General features: G+C 69.4%; 21 protein-coding genes and 1 tRNA gene. 17 read left to right on the forward strand and 5 right to left on the reverse strand.

Going from position 1 to position 20,927, the window contains the following annotated elements; genetic code table 11:
- Positions 1-64: 64 nt before the first annotated feature.
- A complete protein-coding gene (gene speD, locus RDV84_RS11715; RefSeq protein WP_057948915.1) occupies positions 65-859 on the forward strand; it encodes an adenosylmethionine decarboxylase in 795 nt (264 codons plus the stop codon).
- A 475-nt stretch (positions 860-1,334) separates the two neighbouring features.
- On the opposite strand, the gene coq7 is transcribed toward speD, so the two are convergent.
- Entirely contained in the window at positions 1,335-1,976 is a 642-nt protein-coding gene (gene coq7, locus RDV84_RS11720; protein ID WP_057948914.1) for a 2-polyprenyl-3-methyl-6-methoxy-1,4-benzoquinone monooxygenase, read from the reverse strand.
- Between the two features lie 113 nt (positions 1,977-2,089).
- Positions 2,090-3,268, reverse strand: coding sequence for a (Fe-S)-binding protein (locus tag RDV84_RS11725; protein WP_057948913.1), 1,179 nt, complete (start codon positions 3,266-3,268; stop codon positions 2,090-2,092).
- Positions 3,269-3,497: 229 nt separating this feature from the next.
- On the opposite strand from RDV84_RS11725, the gene rplM reads away from it, so the two are divergent.
- The 3 genes from rplM (at position 3,498) to RDV84_RS11740 (ending at position 4,484) form a co-directional block, all read left to right on the forward strand.
- Positions 3,498-3,926, forward strand: coding sequence for a 50S ribosomal protein L13 (gene rplM / locus RDV84_RS11730; RefSeq protein ID WP_057948912.1), 429 nt, complete (start codon positions 3,498-3,500; stop codon positions 3,924-3,926).
- A 15-nt stretch (positions 3,927-3,941) separates the two neighbouring features.
- The gene (rpsI, locus tag RDV84_RS11735) at positions 3,942-4,334 is read left to right on the forward strand and encodes a 30S ribosomal protein S9 (protein WP_057948911.1); all 393 of its coding nucleotides are present in this window, start codon (positions 3,942-3,944) and stop codon (positions 4,332-4,334) included.
- 75 nt (positions 4,335-4,409) lie between these two features.
- A tRNA-Gln gene (locus tag RDV84_RS11740) sits at positions 4,410-4,484 on the forward strand.
- A gap of 261 nt (positions 4,485-4,745) precedes the next feature.
- Here RDV84_RS11740 and RDV84_RS11745 read toward each other — a convergent pair.
- Positions 4,746-5,216, reverse strand: coding sequence for a GNAT family N-acetyltransferase (locus RDV84_RS11745; RefSeq protein WP_309153511.1), 471 nt, complete (start codon positions 5,214-5,216; stop codon positions 4,746-4,748).
- A gap of 273 nt (positions 5,217-5,489) precedes the next feature.
- On the opposite strand from RDV84_RS11745, the gene RDV84_RS11750 reads away from it, so the two are divergent.
- Both RDV84_RS11750 and maiA read left to right on the forward strand, forming a co-directional pair.
- Complete coding sequence (locus RDV84_RS11750) at positions 5,490-6,470, forward strand: fumarylacetoacetate hydrolase family protein (RefSeq protein ID WP_078996051.1); 981 nt, start codon at positions 5,490-5,492, stop codon at positions 6,468-6,470.
- A 281-nt stretch (positions 6,471-6,751) separates the two neighbouring features.
- Positions 6,752-7,414 (forward strand): maleylacetoacetate isomerase, encoded by a 663-nt coding sequence (gene maiA, locus RDV84_RS11755; protein ID WP_309153512.1) that lies wholly within the window; start codon positions 6,752-6,754, stop codon positions 7,412-7,414.
- A gap of 197 nt (positions 7,415-7,611) precedes the next feature.
- Here maiA and RDV84_RS11760 read toward each other — a convergent pair whose 3' ends face one another.
- Entirely contained in the window at positions 7,612-8,727 is a 1,116-nt protein-coding gene (locus RDV84_RS11760) for a PilT/PilU family type 4a pilus ATPase (RefSeq protein WP_057948907.1), read from the reverse strand.
- A gap of 103 nt (positions 8,728-8,830) precedes the next feature.
- On the opposite strand from RDV84_RS11760, the gene RDV84_RS11765 reads away from it, so the two are divergent.
- The 3 genes from RDV84_RS11765 (at position 8,831) to RDV84_RS11775 (ending at position 10,711) form a co-directional block, all read left to right on the forward strand.
- Positions 8,831-9,208 (forward strand): DUF4398 domain-containing protein, encoded by a 378-nt coding sequence (locus tag RDV84_RS11765; RefSeq protein WP_078996049.1) that lies wholly within the window; start codon positions 8,831-8,833, stop codon positions 9,206-9,208.
- Positions 9,205-9,831 carry a hypothetical protein gene (locus RDV84_RS11770; RefSeq protein ID WP_123646876.1) on the forward strand — a complete coding sequence of 209 codons (627 nt, stop codon included), beginning with the start codon at positions 9,205-9,207 and terminating at the stop codon, positions 9,829-9,831. Before RDV84_RS11765 ends, RDV84_RS11770 begins: the two co-directional genes overlap by 4 nt.
- 661 nt (positions 9,832-10,492) lie before the next feature.
- Positions 10,493-10,711, forward strand: coding sequence for an HP1242/YdcH family protein (locus RDV84_RS11775; protein WP_057948905.1), 219 nt, complete (start codon positions 10,493-10,495; stop codon positions 10,709-10,711).
- Between the two features lie 162 nt (positions 10,712-10,873).
- On the opposite strand, the gene RDV84_RS26315 is transcribed toward RDV84_RS11775, so the two are convergent.
- On the reverse strand, positions 10,874-11,095 hold the full coding sequence (locus RDV84_RS26315) for a DUF6053 domain-containing protein (protein WP_425606273.1): 222 nt from the start codon (positions 11,093-11,095) through the stop codon (positions 10,874-10,876).
- A 140-nt stretch (positions 11,096-11,235) separates the two neighbouring features.
- Between RDV84_RS26315 and RDV84_RS11780 the strand changes: the two genes are divergently transcribed.
- The 8 genes from RDV84_RS11780 (at position 11,236) to RDV84_RS11815 (ending at position 20,878) form a co-directional block, all read left to right on the forward strand.
- Entirely contained in the window at positions 11,236-12,606 is a 1,371-nt protein-coding gene (locus tag RDV84_RS11780) for a pyridoxal-phosphate dependent enzyme (RefSeq protein WP_250449226.1), read from the forward strand.
- Positions 12,607-12,910: 304 nt separating this feature from the next.
- A complete protein-coding gene (locus tag RDV84_RS11785; RefSeq protein WP_309153513.1) occupies positions 12,911-14,092 on the forward strand; it encodes a cystathionine gamma-synthase in 1,182 nt (393 codons plus the stop codon).
- A 56-nt stretch (positions 14,093-14,148) separates the two neighbouring features.
- Entirely contained in the window at positions 14,149-15,531 is a 1,383-nt protein-coding gene (locus RDV84_RS11790) for a glycosyltransferase family 4 protein (protein ID WP_309153717.1), read from the forward strand.
- A gap of 2 nt (positions 15,532-15,533) precedes the next feature.
- A complete protein-coding gene (locus RDV84_RS11795) occupies positions 15,534-16,325 on the forward strand; it encodes an ABC transporter permease (RefSeq protein ID WP_057948901.1) in 792 nt (263 codons plus the stop codon).
- The gene (locus tag RDV84_RS11800) at positions 16,322-17,578 is read left to right on the forward strand and encodes an ABC transporter ATP-binding protein (protein WP_198944554.1); all 1,257 of its coding nucleotides are present in this window, start codon (positions 16,322-16,324) and stop codon (positions 17,576-17,578) included. The genes RDV84_RS11795 and RDV84_RS11800 overlap by 4 nt, the downstream gene beginning before the upstream one ends.
- Positions 17,575-18,975, forward strand: coding sequence for a methyltransferase domain-containing protein (locus RDV84_RS11805; protein WP_057948900.1), 1,401 nt, complete (start codon positions 17,575-17,577; stop codon positions 18,973-18,975). The genes RDV84_RS11800 and RDV84_RS11805 overlap by 4 nt, the downstream gene beginning before the upstream one ends.
- A complete protein-coding gene (locus tag RDV84_RS11810; RefSeq protein ID WP_309153514.1) occupies positions 18,972-19,907 on the forward strand; it encodes a GDP-mannose 4,6-dehydratase in 936 nt (311 codons plus the stop codon). Before RDV84_RS11805 ends, RDV84_RS11810 begins: the two co-directional genes overlap by 4 nt.
- Positions 19,904-20,878, forward strand: coding sequence for a GDP-mannose 4,6-dehydratase (locus RDV84_RS11815; protein ID WP_057948898.1), 975 nt, complete (start codon positions 19,904-19,906; stop codon positions 20,876-20,878). The genes RDV84_RS11810 and RDV84_RS11815 overlap by 4 nt, the downstream gene beginning before the upstream one ends.
- The last annotated feature ends 49 nt before the right edge of the window (positions 20,879-20,927 follow it).

Below are 20,927 nucleotides of genomic sequence, written 5' to 3' on the forward strand. Positions count from 1 at the left end.
TTTCCCCCCGGGGCTAATTGCCTCATAATCGCGGCCCTCGCCGTCCCTCCGGAATCTTCCTACAGTGGTCAAGCCGTTGCCGCGCCTGCGGTTGCAGGGTTTCAACAACCTCACCAAGGCCCTCTCGTTCAATATCTACGATGTCTGCTTCGCGGCCTCCGAAGACGAGCGCCGACGGTATATCGAGTACATCGACGAGGCGTATAACGCCGACCGCCTCACCCAGATCCTGACGGATGTGGCGGAGATCATCGGCGCGAATATCCTGAACATCGCCCGCCAGGACTACGACCCGCAGGGCGCGTCGGTCACGATCCTGATCTCGGAAGAGCCGGTGATCGACAAGAAGGACGCCGGCAAGGAGATCATTTCCGACGCCGTGGTCGCGCACATGGACAAGTCGCACATCACCGTGCACACCTATCCGGAAACCCATCCGGACAACGGCATCGCGACCTTCCGCGCCGACATCGACGTCGCCACCTGCGGGGTCATTTCGCCGCTGAAAGCCCTGAATTACCTGATCGAGAGCTTCGAGTCCGACATCGTGGTGATGGACTACCGGGTGCGCGGCTTCACCCGCGACATCAAGGGCCGCAAGCACTACATCGACCACAAGATCAACTCGATCCAGGACTACCTGGCCAAGAACATCAAGTCGCGCTACGAGATGATCGACGTCAACGTCTACCAGGAAAACATCTTCCATTCGAAGATGCACCTGAAGGAATTCGACCTCGACACCTACCTGTTCGAGGAGAAGGCCAAGAACCTCTCGTTCAAGGAGCGCATGAAGATCGAGGCGCGGCTCAAGCGCGAGATCGAAGAGCTCTACCACGGGCGCAACCTGGCAGACTGAGGCCGGGGCCCGGCGCCGCGGGATCGCCCCAGGGCGGTCCCGCGCGGATGCGAAAAGGCCGGCGCGAGCCGGCCTTTTTCGTGGGCGGGTTCAGGCGGTTCTCCGGCCGGGCCCGTTCAGGCGCGTCCGGCCGGATGCTTCGCTTCGATCCGAAGCCCCTGTAGGAGCGGCGCAAGCCGCGGCCGCGCCGCTCGTCGGCCAGCGCGGGCACCGGAGGCGTGTGGTCCTGAAAGACAGGGCAGTGGAGCGGTCGGGGAGGCGGCGGGGTGGAGCGGTCGCCGGTCCGGAAGTCCTCGGCGGTGACAGGGCCGCGTCGCGGCTTGCGCCGCTCCTACAGGTAGCTACGGCCGGTTCGGCGGCGGCTGTAGGGGCGGCGCAAGCCGCGACCGCGCCAGCAGGCGGCCGGCGCAAGCAACGCCTCCGCGGCGGACGTCGAGCGGCCTCGATCAATCGCCCCGCGCCTGGAACGCCGCCCTCAAAGCCGGTAAGCCACCGCCTTCATCACCTTCGACGCCGCCGCCATGATCGTCGGCACCGGCATCGGCAGGATCCGCGCCCCGGCCGCTTCGGCATTGGCGGCGTGGCGGGCCTCGTCGGCCTTCATCGTGCGCAGGATCGCGCGGCTGCGCTGGTCGCCCTCGGGCAGCGACTCCAGGTGTTCGTCGATGTGCGCCTCGACCTGGCGCTCGGTCTCCACCACGAAGCCCAGGTTCCAGCCGTCGCCGCGCAGGCCGGCCAGCGCGCCGATGGCGAAGCTGCCGGCGTACCACACCGGGTTGAGCAGGCTCGGGCGGCTGTCGAGTTCGCGCAGGCGGTCGGCGCACCAGGCCAGATGGTCGGTCTCTTCCTGGGCGGCGTGCAGCAGGTGCTCGCGGGTGGATTCGTCGCGGGCGACCGCGGCCTGGCCGCAGTACAGCGCCTGGGCGCAGACCTCGCCGACGTGGTTGATCCGCATCAATCCGGCCGAATGGCGTTTTTCCTGCGGTTCCAGCACCAGTTCGGCGGTGCTGCCGGCTGGATTCGGGCGTTCGGCCAGCGGCGCGCCGAACACGGTGTCGAGGGCGCGCTGCGCTTCGCTGAGCACGCGATCCAGGGGGCTGAGGGCACGGGCGTTCATGCGCCGATTCTACGGCGGGCGCGGGGTAGAAGTCGGTTAAGCGGGGTGGACAAATCGTCCCGGGCGCGGGCCACGGGTTCCTGTGGGAGGCCTTCAGGCCCGACGCGTTGCGCTCAGCCCGCCGCGGACCCGTCGTCCAGGCACTCGGCCAGGAACTCCAGCGGATGCAGCACCGGCGCCGCGGTCGCGTTGGCGAGATGCAGCCGGCAGCCGACGTTCGCGCTCAACAGCCTCGTCGCCCCGCTGCGTTCGAACTGCGCCAGCAGCGGCGCGCGGTACTCCGCCGCACGCGCCGGTTCGGTCAGCATCTGCGTCCCCGACGCGCCGCAGCAGCCGAATCCGGCATCGAGTTCGATCACCTCCAGCCCCGGCACCGCCGCCAGCAACCGGCGCAGCGCCGGCACCGACTTGACCACGTTGCGCTGCGTGCACGGCAGGTGCAGCGCGACCCGCTGCGGCGTGCGCCGCCAGCGCAGCGCGCCGGCGCGTTCGGCCACGAACGCCAGCGCGTCGGTCGCGTGGGCGCCGTCGCCGAGCGCCCGGCGCAGGCTGTCGTGGCAGCCGCTGGCGAGGCTCAGCACGGTGCCGCGGCCGGCGAAGGCGGCGCGATTGCGCGCCGCCAGCGCGGCCGCGGCGGCGGTATCGCCGGCGTGCTCATGCAGGGCGCCGCAGCAGCCTTGGTCCGCAGCGATGTCGAGCTCGATGCCGAGGCCGCCGCACAGCCGCGCCAGCGCCGCGCGCAACGGCGCTTCATAGGCGCCGGCGACGCAGCCGACGAACAGCGAAACCCGCGCCGTCGACGCGCCGGCCCGGCGCGGCAGGGCGCGAACCCGGCCTGGCGGCCGCGGCAACGGTCGCGCGGCGGCCGGCAGCAACGGGTAGGCGGCGCGGTAGACGGCCAGGCCCGCGGCGAGCGCGCGCGGCCGCGCCGCCAGGCGTTCGACCAGCCGCTGGCGCCAGCCGGCGGGGCGCCGTTCGCGCTGGCGGCTGCGCGCGGCGACCAGCAGGCGGCCGTATTCGACCCCGGCCGGGCATACCGCCTCGCAGCTGCGGCAGCCCAGGCAGTGGTCCAGGTGGGTGTCGGACGCGGCGGTGGCGGGGATCGTGTCCAGCGCCCAGGCCCGGGCCAGGGCGATGCGGCCGCGCGGGGATTCGGCTTCCAGCCGGTCGTGGCCGTAGGTCGGGCAGGCCGGCAGGCACAGGCCGCATTGCACGCAGCGGTCGGCCAGCGCCGCCAGTGGATCGCTCTGGACCGCAGCCGCTGCGAAGCCCCCGGGCGGGGCGGTCGGCAAGGCCCCGGGGCCTGGCGGAGCGGGCTGCGGCGGGGCGGCGGACATGGGCGCGATGCTAGCATGGGCGGTTCGGCGGCCCGTTCCGCCGACTTGCACGCAGCGCGGACGGCCGCTATCATTCCGCCTCTTGCGTTTCGTATTCCACAACGCGAGGCGAAGTTCCGCCGCAGGTTGCCCGCCTGGGCCGCGACCGGAACCAGCCCGACCAGGCACCCATAGCAGACTCTCAATGAAGACCTTTACCGCTAAGAACGAGACCGTCCAGCGCGACTGGTACATCGTCGACGCGACCGGCAAGACCCTCGGTCGTCTCAGCACCGAGCTGGCCCGCCGCCTGCGTGGCAAGCACAAGCCCGTCTACACCCCGCACGTCGATACCGGCGATTACCTGGTGGTGATCAACGCCGAGAAGATCGCGGTCACCGGCAACAAGCTGCAGGACAAGATGTACTACCGGTTCACCGGCTACATCGGCAACCTGAAGAGCGAGACCCTCGGCCAGGCCCTGGAGCGCCACCCGGAGCGCGTGATCGAAATCGCGGTCAAGGGCATGCTGCCGAAGAACCCGCTGGGTCGCGCCATGTACCGCAAGCTCAAGGTGTACAAGGGCTCCGAGCATCCGCATGCCGCCCAGCAGCCGCAGCCGCTGGACATCTAAGGTAAAGGCACGAATATGGCTATCCAGCAGAATTACGGCACCGGCCGCCGCAAGTCCTCCACCGCCCGCGTGTTCCTGCGCAAGGGCGACGGCAAGATCACCATCAACCAGCGCTCGCTCGAAGAATTCTTCGGCCGCGAGACCGCGCGCATGATCGTGCGCCAGCCGCTGGAACTGACCCAGTCGACCGACAAGTTCGACCTGACCATCACCGTCGCCGGCGGCGGCATCACCGGCCAGGCCGGTGCGATCCGCCTGGGCATCGCCCGCGCGCTGGTCGAGTACGACGAAACGCTCAAGGGCGAGCTGCGCAAGGCGGGCTTCATGACCCGTGACGCGCGCGAAGTCGAGCGTAAGAAGGTCGGTCTGCACAAGGCGCGTCGCGCCACCCAGTTCTCGAAGCGCTAATCTTCGCAGGCTGGTCGTTCCGCGGCTTCAAATTGTTTTTGCAGTCGCGGAATTTTGCGCTAGAATCCGTTTTATAGCCCCGTCGCCAAGCGGTAAGGCATCTGACTCTGACTCAGACATTCGGTGGTTCGAATCCATCCGGGGCTGCCAAACAAGATCGCTGAGGACCGCAAGGTTCCAGGCGCAACAAAAAACCCGCCGCGAGGCGGGTTTTTTGTTGTCCGCAGTCGCGGATCAGCCTGTGCTCCCTGTAGGAGCGGCGCAAGCCGCGACCGCGACACTGCATCCATCGCGCAACCGTTCGCGGGCGCGGCATCCGCGATGTGCGACATCGCGCACGTCCGTTTTCCTCGGCATTCGCCGCGGCCGCGTCGCGGCTTGCGCCGCTCCTACAGGGGGCTCCGGGACGCTTCAGTCCAGCTCGCGGATCAGGCTGATTTCGTCGCGCAGCGGGATGCCGTGGCGGCCGATGAGCGCGATCGTCGGGTCGGCTTCGCGTTCCAGGTCGATCGCGCCCGGCACCAGTCGGTACAGACGGAAGCCGCGGCGCTGGTAGAAACGCAGTGCGTCGAGATTGTCGTTGGTGGTGCGGGTGAGCAACCGCCGCAGGCCGAGCGCGCGGGCGCGCTGCGCGGCGCGTTCGATCAGGGCCGTGCCGAGGCCGGCGCGCGGACGCACGGCGTCGAGGGTGACGATCTCGCAGTGTTCGCTTTCGTCGAGCAGGGTGATCAGCGCGGCGATCCCGCCGGCGTCGCGGGCGAGGAAGCCGGGCAGGGCGGCGGCGTCGATGGCGCGGCCGTCGAGCAGGATCGTGGCGCTGTTCCAGCGTTGCCGCAGGAATGCGCGCACGGCGTCGCGGTCGCCCGGTTCGAGCGTGTGCAACGCACTGGGTCCGGCGACGCGTGTGGTGGATGGGGCGTGGGAATCCATGCCCGAACTCTACCCAGCGCCGCGCCATGCGGTGAGGTCGGGTCTGGCGACTGCGGCCCGCGGCTCCGCAGGCCCTCGGCAAGCGGCCGGCGCTGGCCCACAATCGCGTCTGTCGCGGGCGCCGGCCGCGACTGCGCGAGTCGGCCGGCAAATCCGTTACACTTGAAACCAATTGCGCTCCCGAGCGGGGAGCGCCGGTACCGACTGCACCGAATCGAGGCCTGGATGAAACTCGGAACCCTGAAGGAAGGCGGCCGCGACGGCACGCTGATCGTCGTCGCGCGCGACCTGAGCTGCGCCGTGCGCGCCACCGGCATCGCCGACACCCTGCAGCGCGCGCTGGAGGACTGGTCGAACGTGGCGCCGCGCTTGAACGCGCTGTCCGACGCGCTCCACGAGTTCCGCGCCGACGGCGTCTTCGCGCTCGACTTCGCCGCCCTGGCCTCGCCGCTGCCGCGCGCCTACGAGTTCGTCGATGGCAGCGCCTACCTGCCGCACGTCGAGCGCGTGCGCCGCGCCCGCGGCGCCGAGGTGCCGGAAAGCTTCTACGTCGATCCGCTGATGTACCAAGCGGTCAGCGCCGGGTTCTACGGCCCGCGCGATCCGGTGCGCGTGCCCGACGAGGCCTACGGCATCGACCTGGAGGCCGAAGTGGTGATCGTCACCGACGACGTGCCGATGGCGGCGACGCCGGAGCAGGCCGCCGGCCACATCCAGTTGGTCGGCCTGGTCAACGACGTTTCGCTGCGCAACCTGATCCCGAACGAGCTGGCCAAGGGCTTCGGCTTCCTGCAGTCCAAGCCGCGCTCGGCGCTGAGCCCGGTGTTCGTGACCCCGGACGAGCTCGGCCCGGCCTGGATCGACAGCAAGGTGCACCGCCCCCTGACCACCCACATCAACGGCGAATGGTTCGGCGCGCCGGAAGCCGGCGTGGACATGCAATTCAGCTTCGCCGAACTGGTGGCGCACGCGGCCAAGACCCGGCCGTTGTCGGCCGGCACCATCGTCGGCTCGGGCACCGTCGCCAACGAGGACACCTCGCTCGGCGCGTCGTGCTTCGCCGAGAAGCGCACGGTGGAAACGCTGGAGCACGGCAAGCCGCTGACCCCGTTCATGAAGTACGGCGACACCGTGCGCATCGAGATGTTCGACGCCGCCGGCGCCAGCATCTTCGGCGCGATCGAGCAGCGCATCGAGAAGCCGTAAGCGCTTCGCCGGCGCGCGTACCCGCTACGCTCGCACGACCACAGGGGAACGGGCGCGGCCCCGCCGCGTCCGCTCCCCTTTTTTGTTGCGCCGCGCTCCCGCCTGACGGTGGCGGGCGCGGGACGAACGGCGATGCGCGCGCCGTCGCGCCCGGCTAAGGTGCCCAACGCGCATACGCGGACGCGCGTGCGGGCCGCGCCGCTTCGGTTCCGCACCGACGCTCCGTCGCCCCGCTTCGCCCGTTGCATTCCGCCCCAACGAGTTCCCAGCAAGGTCTACCGGTGAACGATCAACTGCGTCTTCATTCGTACTGGCGCTCCAGCGCCTCCTATCGCGTGCGCATCGGCCTCAACCTCAAGGGCCTGGAGTACGAGACCGTGCCCGTGCACCTGGTCCGCAACGGCGGCGAGCAGCACGATCCGGCCTATCGCGCGCTCAACCCGCAGGGCCTGGTGCCGGTGCTGCAGCACGGCTCGCGCACGCTGACCCAGTCGATCGCGATCCTGGAGTACCTCGATGAGGTCTGGCCGCGGCCGAACCTGTTGCCGACCACCGCGCGCGACCGCCACCGGGTGCGCGCGATCGCCCAGACCATCGCCTGCGAGATCCACCCGCTCAACAACCTGCGCGTGCTGCAGTACCTGGACGGAACCTGGAACGTGCCGCAGCCCGAGCGCGAGGGCTGGATCAAGCACTGGATCGTCGAGGGTTTCACCGCGGTCGAGGCGATGCTGCGCGAGCATCCGGCCACCGGGGTCTTTTGCGAGGGTGACACGCCCGGGCTGGCCGATTGCTGCCTGATCCCGCAGCTCTACAACGCGCGCCGCTTCGGCGCGCCGCTGGAGGCGTTCCCGACCCTGCTGCGGATCGAGCGGGCCTGCCTGGAGCTGCCGGAGTTCGATCGGGCGCGGCCGGAGAACCAGCCGGATTGTCCGCCGGCCTGAGGCGCGGCGGGCTGGGACAGGCCGGGCGGCTGTAACAAAAGCGTCGGGGCTGAAGCCCCTCCCACAAAAGCCGACTTCGCGGCCAAGGCTTTTGTGGGAGAGGCTTCAGCCCCGACGCTTTCCGCTCCGCCGCGACGGACGCTGCAACGAAAACGGCCGCCCGAAGGCGGCCGTCCTGTTTCCTGCCCGGCGATCGCTCAGTGCGCCGCCGACGCGTCGTACATGTCCGCATACGGATCGTGCTCGCCGGTGCCGCCCTCGGACAGGCGGAACTTCAGCGCCAGGCCGTCGCGCGAGTCGGCCGCCTTGAGCGCCTCCTCCATCTCGATTCTGCCTTCCTTGTACAGGCGGAACAGGCACTGGTCGAACGACTCCATGCCGTCTTCCAGCGACTCTTCCATCGCCTGCTTGATCTCGTGCACCTGGCCGCGGCGCATCAGGTCGCGGATGTGCGGGGTGTTGATCAGCACCTCCGCGGCCGGAATGCGGCGCCCGTCGGTGCCGACCACCAGGCGCTGCGACACCACCGCCTTGAGGTTCAGCGCCAGGTTCATCAGCACGTTCTTGTGCGCGGCCTCGGGGAAGAAGTTGAGGATGCGCTCCAGCGTCTGGTCGGCGTTGTTGGAGTGCAGCGTCGCCAGGCACAGGTGGCCGGTTTCGGCGAAGGCGATGGCCGCCTCCATCGTGGTGGCGTCGAGGATTTCGCCGATCAGGATCACGTCCGGCGCTTCGCGCATCGCGTTCTTCAGCGCGTTGTGGAAGGCGTGGGTGTCCAGGCCGACCTCGCGCTGGTTGACGATCGACTTCTTGTGCTTGTGCAGGTACTCGATCGGGTCCTCGATGGTGAGGATGTGGCCGGCGGTGTTGCTGTTGCGGTGGTCGATCATCGAGGCCAGCGTGGTCGACTTGCCCGAGCCGGTGGAGCCGACGATCAGCACCAGGCCGCGCGGGGCCATGATGATGCTCTTGAGCACCTGCGGCAGCTGCAGTTCCTCGATGCTGGGGATCACGCTGCGGATCGCGCGGATCACCATGCCGACTTCGCCGCGCTGCTTGAACACGTTGATGCGGAAGCGGCCGGCGTCGGGCAGGGCCAGCGCCATGTTGAGTTCGAGGTCGCGCTCGAACTGCGGGACCTGGCCCTCGTCCATCAGCGAGTAGGCGATCTTCTTGACCATGCCCGGCGGCAAGCCGGTGTTGCCGAGCGGGTACAGGCGCCCCTCGACCTTGATGTAGACCGGCGCGCCAGTGGTCAGGAACATGTCCGACGCGTTCTTTTCCGTCATCAGCTTCAAGAAATAGCCGATGTCCATGCGTTCTCACCCCGTTGTTGACGCCGCGAGCCGTTGCAAGCAGGCTGGCGGCTTGACGACAATGTTCACCGCGCGTCTTCCCTTCCGCACGGCACTCCCCAGAATGTCCGCAAGCTTCGCACAAATTCGTTTGCCGCTGCTGGCCGCAGTTCTCGCTTCGACCCTGGCCGGTTGCGCCTCCACGCCTCCGCCGACCGGCGAGCTGTCCGCCGCCCAGCAGGCGGTCATGCGCGCCGACGACGCCGACGCCGACCAGTACGCGCCCCAGGACCTCAACGCCGCCCGCAGCGCGCTCAGCGCGGCCCAGGGCGCGTTGTCGCAGGGCAAGGCCGAGGACGCGCGGCGGCTGGCGCTGCGCGCGTCGGCCGAGGCCGACCTGGCCTTCGCCCGCAGCAAGGAGGCGCTCACCAATGCCGAGCTCAACCAGCGCCGCAACGAGGTGGCCGAGCTGCGCCGCCGTTTGCAGGGAGGTGGCCAGTGAGCCGGCGTGAGTCGCTCCTGCGCGCCGGCCTCGCCGTCGCGCTCTCGCTCGCCGCGTCGGGCGCGGCCGCCGCGCCGGCGGACGATCCGGAGCTCGCCCGCCTGTCGCAGCGCCTGACCGTGCTCGAGGCCAGCCCCGACACCGCCCAGGTCGGCACCTTCGAGCGCTACCGCGCGCGCCAGGCCATCGACGCCGCGCGCGAGGCGCGCAGCCGCGACCGTCCCGCCGCGGTGCAACTGGCCGACCGTCGGGTCGAGACCGCCGAGATCGTGGTGCGCACGCAGCTGGCCCAGCGCGAGCTCGACCGCCTGGACCGCGAGCGCAGCGAACTGCTGGTGGAAGCCAGCCGCCGCGACGCCGACCGCGCCCGCGCCGAGGCCGAGCGCCTGCGCGTGCAGGCGCAGATCCAGGCCGAGGAGGCCGAGCGCCTGCGCCAGGCCGCCGACCAGGAAGCCGCCGCGCGCCAGCAGGCCGAGGGCCTGCTCGACGACGTCGCCGGCAAGCAGGCGGCCAAGCTGCGCGCCGCGCGCGAGCGCGACGCCGAGCTGGCGCGCAAGGAAGCCGAGCTGCTCGGGGTCGAGCCGCCGCCGGCGACGCCCAAGCCGAAGCCGAAGAAGAAGTGAGCGCGCGGGGCCGGGCCCCGGGCGCTGCGAGCATCGCCGACGAGCCGGGCCTGCGCCCGGCTCGTTGCGTTTGGCGCCGCGGTTTCGGATGCGAAGCGACCGCTGGCGTAGCGCCTTTGCGCGCCGACCCGAACGCTTTTGTGGGAGGGGCTTCAGCCCCGACGCTCCCGTGTCCGGCCGCCGCGATCCGAACGCAAAGCGTCGGGGCTGAAGCCCCTCCCACTGGGCCGGGCCCGGCCGGCGGATAGGCTCGCCCGACCGGCGGCCAAAGCCAGGCGGGGCCTGGGTTTGAGCGCGGCGAGCGCACAACGGGGTCGCGTTGGGTGTGCCTCGGAAAACCAAGAAAAATCAGCCGCTTGTGCCATCGCGCCGCCATTCGTCGGCGATCTTGCCGGAACCTGAAACCGCTTGCATCGCACCCTTGCCGGAACCGAAATGCAGGAGTAGGGTCGGTTATCCGAGCGGCGCGAATAACGCTCGGCGAAGAGCCAGGCCGATGACGCAAATACCCCTTCAGCAGGAGTCCGGTGCCGCCCACGAGGGCGCGGCCGGACTTCGTGAAGCCGGCGCCGCGCCCTGCCTGACCGACCATCTCACGCTCCCCCGTAACGCCCTGGCCGCAAGGCCGGGGCGTTCGCATTCGTGCTGAAGGAGGCTTTTCATGTTCGAAGAACGACCGCAGCCTGAAATCGACGCGCTCATCAAGAGCAACCCCGAGTTCAAGCAGCTCTATCAGCGCCACAAGGACCTGGACAAGAAGGTCATGGACGCCGAACTCGGCGTGTTGCCGATCGACGACACCACGCTCGGACAGATGAAGCGCGAGAAGCTGGCCGCGAAAGACCGCCTGCTGCTGCTGTACGAACAGCAACACCACTGAGCCACCGCCCGCGCCGCCACGACGGCGGATGCGGGTGCGGACCCCCGGCGCTGCGCCGGAGGTCCGCCGGCCGGCGCGGAGCCGGTCATCGATCCAGGGCGGGGCCGGTCCAGGCCGCCTCGTTCTCGAAGCCGGTGCCGACCCGCGGCGCGGCCTCCAGACTCAGCGCGGGCGGCGGCGGCCATCCTCGTCGGTCGCCGCCGTCCGCGGCTGATACTTGCGAATCCGGACGATGGCTTCGGGCAGCCGCCTGCTTCGGCGGACTGTCCAGGGGCCGGCCGTCTTTAGGCGGGCCGCTCTTGTGGGAGGGGCTTCAGCCCCGACGCTTTCCGCTCGGATCGCAGCGACCGGGCACAAGAGCGTCGGGGCTGAAGCCCCTCCCACAAGAGCTCCCAGCCGGAGCCGTCTTAGCTGGCCTGGACGCCGGCCCCTGGCGCCCTGCCTCGGCCGCCGCCGTCCCCCGCCGCCGCGCGGCTGGCTAGAATGGCGCGATTCGCCGCACGGTAGCGGCTCGCAGGAATCGCATGGCCATCCACAACTCGGTACTCGAACTCATCGGCAACACCCCGATCGTCAAGGCCCAGCGCCTGGACACCGGCGTGTGCGAGCTTTATCTCAAGCTCGAATCGCAGAATCCGGGCGGCTCGATCAAGGACCGCATCGGCCTGTCGATGATCGAGGCGGCCGAGAAGGCCGGCAAGATCAAGCCCGGCGACACCCTGGTCGAAGGCACCGCCGGCAATACCGGCATCGGCCTGGCCCTGGTCGCCCAGCAGAAGGGCTACAAGCTGCTGCTGGTGGTCCCGGACAAGATGAGCCGGGAGAAGATCTTCAACCTCAAGGCGATGGGCGCGCAGGTCGTGCTGACCCGTTCGGACGTGGCCAAGGGCCATCCGGACTACTACCAGGACCTGGCCGAGCGCATCGCCCGCGAAACCCCCGGCGCCTACTTCATCAACCAGTTCGGCAATCCCGACAACCCGGCCGCGCACGAGTTCGGCACCGGGCCGGAGATCCTGGCGCAGATGGGCGGCCAGCTCGACGCGATCGTGTTCGGCTGCGGCAGCTCCGGCACCATGACCGGCCTGTCGCGCGCCTTCGCCGAGCACTCGCCGACCACCGAGCTGGTGCTGGCCGATCCGGTCGGTTCGATCCTGGAGGAGTACATCAACCGCGGCACGCTGTCGGACAAGTCCGCCAGTTGGATGGTCGAAGGCATCGGCGAGGACTTCCTGCCGCCGATCTCCGACTTCACCCGGGTCAAGAAGGCCTATGCCATCGCCGACAAGGAAAGCTTCCTGACCGCGCGCGAGCTGCTGGAGAAAGAGGGCATCCTCGGCGGCTCCTCGACCGGCACCCTGCTGGCCGCGGCGCTGAAGTACTGCCGCGAACAGACCGCGCCGAAGAAGGTGCTGGTGTTCGTCTGCGACACCGGCAACAAGTACCTGTCGAAGATGTACAACGACTACTGGATGCTCGACAACGGCTTCATCCAGCGCGACCAGCACGGCGACCTGCGCGACCTGATCCTGCGTCCGTATTCGCAGCGCGATACGGTCGTGGTCGGCCCCAACGACCTGTTGGTGACCGCCTACCAGCGCATGAAGCTCTACGACGTATCGCAGCTGCCGGTGATGGACGGCGAGCAGATCGTCGGCATCGTCGACGAGAGCGACGTGCTGCTGCACGTGTACGGCGACGAGTCGCGCTTCCGCGATCCGGTCTCGACCGCGATGGTCAGCAAGCTCGACAAGATCCAGGTCGGCGAGCCGATCGAATCGCTGCTGCCGGTGTTCGACCGCGGCCATGTCGCGATCGTGGCCGACGGCGACCGCTTCCTCGGCCTGATCACCCGCATCGACCTGCTCAACTTCCTGCGCCGCCGGGTGCAGTGATCGCGACCGCGCCGGCCGCCTCCGTGGCGGCCGGCGCCTCTCCCGGCCGATGCCGGCCGGGCGCCGCGGCGCGGAGGCCGGCGCACGCGGCCGCGGCGATCCGCCGCCTTCCTGAATCCGCGTTCAGCCTGCGCCCCGATTGTCTGGCCCGGGCCGCAGGCGCGGGCTCCGTCACAGTGCCACTGCATGCGCGCTGAAGTGCCAACGCGTGAACCCGGAGCCTCACGCAGGCGATGTTAGAATTCACGGTTACGCCTATTCGGCCGAATTCCCGGCCGTCATACAGCGCACGGAACCGAATTCGATGAGCCACCAACCGCCGCAAGACGGCTCGCGCAAGCCCGGCCTGGGCACCCTGGCGATCCACGCCGGCCAGTCCCCGGACCCCAGCACCGGCGCGGTCATGCCGCCGATCTACGCGACCTCGACCTACGCCCAGAGCAGCCCCGGCCAGCACCAGGGCTTCGAGTACTCGCGCAGCCACAACCCGACCCGCTTCGCCTACGAGCGTTGCATCGCCGGCCTGGAAGGCGGCCGCCGCGGCTACGCCTTCGCCTCCGGCCTGGCCGCGACCTCGACGATCCTGGAGACGCTCGACGCCGGCAGCCATGTGATCGCCATGGACGACGTCTACGGCGGCACCTACCGCCTGTTCGAGCGCGTGCGCCGGCGCAGCGCCGGGCTCGACTTCAGCTGGGTCGACTTGAGCGACGCGGCCGCGTTCGAGGCGGCGATCCGCCCCGAAACCAAGCTGGTGTGGATCGAGACCCCGACCAACCCGCTGCTGAAGCTGGTCGACATCGCCCGGATCGCCGAGATCGCGCGCAAGCGCGGGCTGATCGTGGTGGTCGACAACACCTTCTCCTCGCCGATCCTGCAGCGCCCGCTGGAACTGGGCGCGCACATCGTCATGCACTCGGCGACCAAGTACCTCAACGGCCACTCCGACATCGTCGGCGGCATCGCCGTGGTCGGCGACGCGCCGGAACTGGAAGAGCAGCTGACCTTCCTGCAGAACGCGGTCGGCGGCATCCAGGGCCCGTTCGACAGCTTCCTCGCCCTGCGCGGCCTGAAGACCCTGCACCTGCGCATGAAGGCGCACTGCGAGAACGCGCAGGCGCTGGCCGAATGGCTGGAAACCCACCCGAACGTCGAGAAGGTCCTGTACCCGGGCCTGAAGTCGCATCCGCAGCACGAGCTGGCCAAGCGCCAGATGCACGGCTTCGGCGGCATGATCAGCCTCTACGTCAAGGGCGGCATGGACGGCGCGCGCCGGATGATGGAGCGCTGCCATCTGTTCACCATCGCCGAATCGCTCGGCGGCGTGGAGAGCCTGGTCAACCACCCGGCGGTGATGACCCATGCCTCGATCCCGCCCGACCGCCGCGCCGCGCTCGGCATCGGCGACAACCTCGTGCGCCTGAGCGTGGGCGTGGAGGACGTGGCGGACCTGCGCGACGAGCTCGAGCGGGCCCTGGCGGGTTGAGGCCGGTGGCCGCTTCCGCCGACGCCACGCCGGACCGATCCTCGGGCCAGACCGCGATGTCCAGCGCCGATTCGGGAATGCTGCTGCTCGGGCTGTCGGCGTGGGTGCGCCGGCAGTCGTGGCTGCGCGCGCTGTACCGGCGCTTCCCGCAGCGCCTGCGCGACAAGGTGTCGTTCATGCTGGCCGCGCGCGCCAGCCGGCGCGCGCGTTTCGCGCATACGCCGGCGTGGTCGCGCGCGCTGCCGGAGCAGGCGGCGATCGCCGCGCCGGCCGCCGTGCGCGACGACACGCCGGGCGTCAACATCTTCGCCTACCTGCGCGGCCAGTTCGGTCTGGCCGAGAGCGCGCGCATGTACGGCCGCGCGCTGATCGAGGCCGGCTATCCGGTCGCCCTGCACGACATCGCCATCGACCTGCCGCACGGCCTGGCCGACCGCAGCCTCGACGCCCACATCGGCGAAGACGCGACGCACGCGATCAGCATCATCTTCGTCAACCCCGATTACCTCGACGAGGCGCTGCGCCACATCGGCGAAGCCAAGCTCAAGGGGCGTTATCTGATCGCCTGCTGGTTCTGGGAGCTGGAGGAGATTCCGGCCGACTGGCTGCCGGCGCTGGATCAGGTCGACGAGATCCTGGTCGCCACCGAGTTCGTCGAGCGCGCGTTCCGGCGCGTGACCGCCAAGCCGATCCTGCGCGTGCCGCTGCCGTTGTGCCCGGTGCCCGACAGCGGCCTGACCCGCGAGGACTTCGGCCTGGCGCCGGAGCGCTTCGTGTTCCTGGTGACCTTCGACTTCAATTCCTGGATCCACCGCAAGAACCCGTTCGCGGTGGTCGAGGCGTTCCAGCGCGCGTTCCCGCCCGAGCGCGACGACGTGCAGCTGTTGCTTAAGTCCAGCAACGGCTACCGTCATCCCGACAATTTCCTCAGCCTGCTGGCGCTGGGCGCGCGCGATCCGCGCATCGTCGTGCGCGACGAGGTGATCGATCGCGCCCACGTGCACGCGCTGCAGCGCTGCGCCGACGCCTACGTGTCGCTGCACCGGGCCGAGGGTTTCGGCCTGGGCCTGGCCGAAAGCATGGCGCTGGGCAAGCCGGTGATCGGCACCGGCTGGTCCGGCAATCTGGAATTCATGGACGAAAACGACAGCTGCCTGGTCGGCTATAGCCTGGTGCCGGTCGGCGAGGGCGAGTACCCGCATCCGCCCGGCGCGATGTGGGCGCAGGCCGATGTCGAGCAGGCCGCCGCGCACATGCGCCGGCTCGCCGACGATCGCGCCTTCGCCGCCGAACTGGGCCGGCGCGCGCGCGAATCGGTGCGGCGCACGCTGGCGCCGCAGGCGGCCGCCGACGCCATCGCCGCGCGGCTGCGCGACATTTCCGCGACCCTGGCGCGCGACGCCGCGCCGTCGCGTCCTGCAATCGAGGGGAGTCCCTGATCATGGTGGGTATGTTCGGCGCCGCCTGGCGCTACCGCGGTTTCATCGCCTCGTCGGTGGTGAACGAGTTCAAGGCGCGCTTCTCGCGCAGCACCTTCGGCGCCTTGTGGATCATCCTGCAGCCGCTGGCGCAGGTCATCATCTTCGCCACGATCCTGTCCAACGTGCTCGCCGCGCGCCTGGAAGGCGTCGACAGCAAGTACGCCTACGCCATCTACCTGATGTCGGGCATCCTGTGCTGGTCGCTGTTCGCCGAGATCGTGCAGCGCCTGCAGAACGTGTTCATCGACAACACCACCCTGCTCAAGAAGATGCAGTTCCCGCGCATCGCCCTGCCGGTGATCTCGGTCGGTTCGTCGCTGGTCAACAACATCGCGCTGCTGTGCGTGGTGATGGTGATCCTGCCGATCCTGGGCGTCTATCCGAACTCGCATTACCTGTGGCTGCCGCTGCTGATCGCGCTGACCGTGGCCCTGGCCACCGGCGTGGGCCTGATCGTCGGCGTGCTGAACGTGTTCGTGCGCGACGTCGGCCACGTGATGGCGGTGCTGCTGCAGTTCTGGTTCTGGGTCACCCCGATCATCTATCCGATCAAGATCGTGCCGTCCGGGTTCAAGGCCTCGCTGGCGTTCAACCCGGTGGCGCCGCTGGCGATGGCCTACCACGACGTCATCGTCTACGAGCGCGCGCCGCAGCAGAGCCTGGTGATGGTGGCGGTCACCGCGGCGGTGCTGCTGGCGATCGCGATGTTCCTGTTCCGCCGCGCCTCGGCGGAAATGGTGGACGTGCTGTGAGCGGCCCGGTGATGGTGGTGGAGAAGGTCGGCAAGTCGTACGTCGAGTACGCCAGCGAACTGCAGCGCTTCGCGCGTTGGTTCGGCATCCCGGTCAAGCCGCGGCACGAGCACTGGGTGATCCGCGACGTGTCCTTCAGCGTCCACCAGGGCGAGTCGATCGGCATCATCGGCCAGAACGGCGCCGGCAAGAGCACCCTGCTGAAGATGATCACCGGCACCACCAAGCCCAGCGCGGGCCGGGTGTCGGTGAACGGCCGGGTGTCGGCGCTGCTGGAGCTCGGCCTGGGCTTCAACGGCGAGCTGACCGGCCGCCAGAACGTGGTCCACGCCGCCGGCCTGATGGGCCTGCCGCAGGACAAGATCGAGGAATTGATGCCGCAGATCGAGGACTTCGCCGAGGTCGGCGAATACTTCGACCAGGCCGTGCGCACCTATTCCAGCGGCATGCAGATGCGGGTCGCGTTCGCGGTGGCGACCGCGGTGCGGCCGGACGTGCTGATCGTCGACGAGGCGCTGTCGGTCGGCGACACCTACTTCGTGCACAAGTGCTTCAAGCGCATCCACGAGTTCCGCGACGCCGGCACCACGCTGCTGATCGTCTCGCACGACGCGGTGGCGATCCAGGCGCTGTGCGACCGCGCGATCCTGCTCGACGGCGGCAAGGCCGTGCTCGACAGCGATCCCTACGAGGTCTTCGACTATTACAACGCGCTGATCGCCCAGCGCGAGAACAGCTCGGTCAAGACCGAACTGTCCAAGGACGGCAAGGTCGCGACCGAGTCGGGCACCGGCGAGGCGGAGATCGTCGACCTGCAGCTGCTGGACGAGGGCGGCGCGCCGGTCGAGTTCGTCGGCGTCGGCCATCCGGTGACGCTGCGCGCGCGGGTGCGCGTGCACCAGACGCTGGAGCGGCTGGTGTTCGGCTACATGATCCGCGACCGGTTGGGACAGGCGCTGTACGGCACCAACACCCACCACACCGGCCAGGCCAACGAACAGTTGCAGGCCGGCAGCGAGGTCGAGTTCCGGGTGCGTTTCCCGGCCAATCTCGGCGTGGGCACCTATTCGTTCTCGGTGGCGCTGACCGGCGCGGAAACCCACTTGCAGAAGAACTACCAATGGCGCGACCTCGCGCTGGTGTTCACCGTGGCCAACCTGGACAAGCCGATGTTCGTAGGCACCGCCTGGATTCCGCCCGTCATCGAAGTGGCCGCTTCCGCGGCGCCGGCGCGACCGGAGGCGGTGCGATGAACCAGGCCCTGGACCCGCTGGACGTCGATGCGGTCATGCAGGCCGTCTCCGCGCGCCTGCGCGAGGCGATTCCGGTCGAGAGCGACGGCGTCGCCGGCGCCGACGGCGCGGTCGAACGCATGCGCAGCCAGCTCGATCGCGCGTTCGCGCGGCGCGGCGGCGACGGCGAGGAACTGCAGCACTGGCGCTCGGTCACCCATTCGATTCCGGTCAAGCGCGAATACGTGCTGTCGGAACTGCTCGGCCCGGCCGACGCCAGCTTCGTCGAGATGGCCTATCGCGTGGTGTTGCGGCGCGAGCCCGATCCGGACGGCTTCAACTACTTCCTGCACGAGCTGCGCTCGGGCCACACCACCAAGGTCGAGGTGCTCGGCGCGCTGCGTTGGTCGGAAGAGGGCATGGCCAAGCAGGTCCATATCGACGGGTTGATGCTGCCGTACAAGCTGCAGCAGTGGAAACGCAAGCCGGTGTTCGGCCGCGCGCTGTCGTGGCTGCACGGAGTGGCGCGGCTGGGCAGCCTGTTCGACCGCCAGTACACGATCGAAGCGACCCAGGCGCGCGAGGCGCACGAGCTGGGCCGCCACGTCAATCTGCTGATGGACGAGTTGAAGCAGGTGCGCGGCCAGCAGGCCGGGTTGCTGCGCAACGTCGCGCGGATGATGCCGATGTTCGAGCGCATGCACGCCGCCGAACTCGAGCGCGAGCGCTTCCAGCCGACCATGGACAAGCTCTACGCCGATTTCGAGGACGAATTCCGCGGCTCGCGCGAGCTGGTGCGGGCGCGGATCGAGCCGTACCTGGACTGGGTCCGCGAGGCCGGCGCCGGCGGCGCCGACGCGCCGGTGGTCGACATCGGCTGCGGCCGCGGCGAATGGCTGGAACTGCTCGCCGAGCACGGCCTGCAGGCCAGCGGCATCGACCTCAACCGCGATTTCGTCGACAGCTGCGCCGGCACCGGCCTGAAGGTGGTCGCCGGCGACGCGGTGGACGTGCTGCGCGAGATGCCGGAGGGTTCGCTCGGCGCCGTCACCTCGATGCACCTGGTCGAGCACCTGCCGTTCGAGCGGGTGGTGGCGCTGATCGACGCGGCGCTGCGCGCGCTGCGGCCCGGCGGCCTGCTGCTGCTGGAAACGCCGAACCCGGAAAACATCATGGTCGGCTCGCACTACTTCTACATGGACCCCACCCATCTCAACCCGCTGCCGCCGGCGATGCTGCGCTGGGTGGTGGAGAACCGCGGCTTCGCCGAGTCGCGCATCGAGCGCCTGAGCGCGCACCGCCCGCTCAACGCGCCGCCGTTGCTGCCGCCGGAAGTGCCGGGCTCCAAGTCGCTCAACGACATGTTGTGGAGCATGCACATCGCTCCGGACTACGCCATCGTGGCGAGGCGTCCATGAGCGCCGCGAACGCCGCGGACGCGCCGCGCCGGCTGCTGGTGACCGGTGGCAGCGGATTCGTCGGCCGCTACGTCGAGGCGGCGGTGCGCGCCGGCGATTTCGGCGACTACGAATTCCACACTCCCGACCAGGGCTGGGACATCCGCGACGCCGAGGCGGTGAACCGCGCGGTCGAGGAACTGCGTCCGCACGCGGTGCTGCACCTGGCCGCGCAGAGCTTCGTGCCGCGCTCGTTCGAAGACCCGCGCGAAACCTTCGAGATCAACACGCTGGGTACGTTAAACCTGTTGCAGGCGCTCAAGCGCGCCGGGTTCGACGGGCGCCTGCTCTACATCAGTTCCGGCGACGTGTACGGCCAGGTGGCCGAGGCGCAGATGCCGGTGACCGAGGCGCTGCTGCCGGCGCCGCGCAATCCCTACGCGGTCAGCAAGCTCGCCGCCGAGCAGCTGTGCCTGCAGTGGCAGCGCAGCGAGGGGCTGGACGCGATCGTGCTGCGCCCGTTCAACCATATCGGCCCGGGCCAGGGCCGGCAGTTCGTGCTGCCGGCGCTGGCCAGCCAGGTGGCGGCGATCGCCCAGGGCCGGCAGGCGCCGGTGATCGAGGCCGGCGACATCGACACCACCCGCGATTTCACCGACGTGCGCGACATCGTCGCCGCCTACGCCGCGGCCTTGCGCGACGGCGTGTCCGGCCAGCTGTACCTGGTCGCCTCGGGGGTGGAGCGCAAGGTGCGCGACCTGCTCGAAGCGATGTGCCGGATCGAAGGCGTGCAGGTCGAGGTCCGCCAGGACCCGGCCAAGCTGCGCCGCGCCGAGCAGCGGCGGATGGTCGGCTCGGCCGGCGCGCTGCGCGAGGCGACCGGTTGGGCGCCGCGCATCCCCATGGAACAGACCCTGCAAGACATTCTTCTCGATCAGCGGAACCAGTCATGAGCAACAAGAACGCATTGATCACCGGCATCACCGGCCAGGACGGCGCCTACCTTTCGCAGTTGCTGCTGTCCAAGGGCTACGGCGTGTACGGCATCCTGGCGCGGCGCAGCTCCGACACCCTGTGGCGCCTGCGCGAGCTGGGCATCGCCGACCAGGTGACCCTGCTCGACGGCGACCTGACCGACCTGTCGTCGCTGATCCGGGCGATGCAGACCTCCAAGGCCGACGAGGTCTACAACCTCGGCGCGCAGAGCTTCGTCGGCTCGTCCTGGCAGCAGCCGCTGCTGACCGCCCAGGTCGACGGCGTCGGCGCCCTGAACGTGCTGGAGGCGGTGCGCATCGTCAACCCGCAGGCGCGCTTCTACCAGGCCTCCACCAGCGAGATGTTCGGCCTGATCCAGGCCGAGATGCAGGACGAGACCACCCCGTTCTACCCCCGCAGCCCCTACGGCGTGGCCAAGCTGATGGCGCACTGGGCGACGGTCAACTACCGGGAAAGCTTCGGTCTTCACGCGTCCAGCGGCATCCTCTTCAACCATGAGTCGCCGCTGCGCGGGATCGAGTTCGTCACCCGCAAGGTCACCGACGCCGTCGCCCGGATCAAGCTGGGCCTGCAGAAGGAGCTTCGCCTGGGCAACATCGACGCCAAACGCGACTGGGGCTTCGCCGGCGACTACGTCGAGGCGATGTGGCTGATGACCCAGCAGGAGCGCGGCGGCGACTACGTGGTCGCCACCGGCCAGACCACCACCGTGCGCGACATGTGCAAGATCGCCTTCGGCCACGTCGGCCTGGACATGGACGCGCACCTGGTGATCGACGAGAAGTTCTTCCGCCCGGCCGAGGTCGACGTCCTGCTCGGCAACCCGGCCAAGGCCAAGGCCGCGCTGGGATGGGCGCCGAAGACCTCGCTGCAGCAGCTGATCACGATGATGGTGGACGCGGACCTTCGCCGCCTCGGCGCGCGGTAAGCGCTACCGCCGGCTCGGGGGAGGGCGGGCCGGCGGCGATCCAAAGATT

Origin of the sequence: Lysobacter yananisis (assembly GCF_031199375.1) — a bacterium.
Lineage (GTDB): Bacteria > Pseudomonadota > Gammaproteobacteria > Xanthomonadales > Xanthomonadaceae > Lysobacter > Lysobacter yananisis.

Bases quoted from the DNA above. Each gene is read 5' to 3' on its own strand.
- RDV84_RS11790 (WP_309153717.1), top strand. From the start codon at position 14,149: ATGTCCAGCGCCGATTCGGGAATGCTGCTGCTCGGGCTGTCGGCGTGG.
- rplM (WP_057948912.1), top strand. From the start codon at position 3,498: ATGAAGACCTTTACCGCTAAGAACGAGACCGTCCAGCGCGACTGGTAC.
- RDV84_RS11750 (WP_078996051.1), top strand. From the start codon at position 5,490: ATGAAACTCGGAACCCTGAAGGAAGGCGGCCGCGACGGCACGCTGATC.
- RDV84_RS11815 (WP_057948898.1), top strand. From the start codon at position 19,904: ATGAGCAACAAGAACGCATTGATCACCGGCATCACCGGCCAGGACGGC.
- RDV84_RS11810 (WP_309153514.1), top strand. From the start codon at position 18,972: ATGAGCGCCGCGAACGCCGCGGACGCGCCGCGCCGGCTGCTGGTGACC.
- RDV84_RS11805 (WP_057948900.1), top strand. From the start codon at position 17,575: ATGAACCAGGCCCTGGACCCGCTGGACGTCGATGCGGTCATGCAGGCC.
- RDV84_RS11785 (WP_309153513.1), top strand. From the start codon at position 12,911: ATGAGCCACCAACCGCCGCAAGACGGCTCGCGCAAGCCCGGCCTGGGC.
- RDV84_RS11775 (WP_057948905.1), top strand. From the start codon at position 10,493: ATGTTCGAAGAACGACCGCAGCCTGAAATCGACGCGCTCATCAAGAGC.
- coq7 (WP_057948914.1), bottom strand. From the start codon at position 1,976: ATGAACGCCCGTGCCCTCAGCCCCCTGGATCGCGTGCTCAGCGAAGCG.
- RDV84_RS11780 (WP_250449226.1), top strand. From the start codon at position 11,236: ATGGCCATCCACAACTCGGTACTCGAACTCATCGGCAACACCCCGATC.
- RDV84_RS11795 (WP_057948901.1), top strand. From the start codon at position 15,534: ATGGTGGGTATGTTCGGCGCCGCCTGGCGCTACCGCGGTTTCATCGCC.
- rpsI (WP_057948911.1), top strand. From the start codon at position 3,942: ATGGCTATCCAGCAGAATTACGGCACCGGCCGCCGCAAGTCCTCCACC.
- RDV84_RS11760 (WP_057948907.1), bottom strand. From the start codon at position 8,727: ATGGACATCGGCTATTTCTTGAAGCTGATGACGGAAAAGAACGCGTCG.
- RDV84_RS11765 (WP_078996049.1), top strand. From the start codon at position 8,831: ATGTCCGCAAGCTTCGCACAAATTCGTTTGCCGCTGCTGGCCGCAGTT.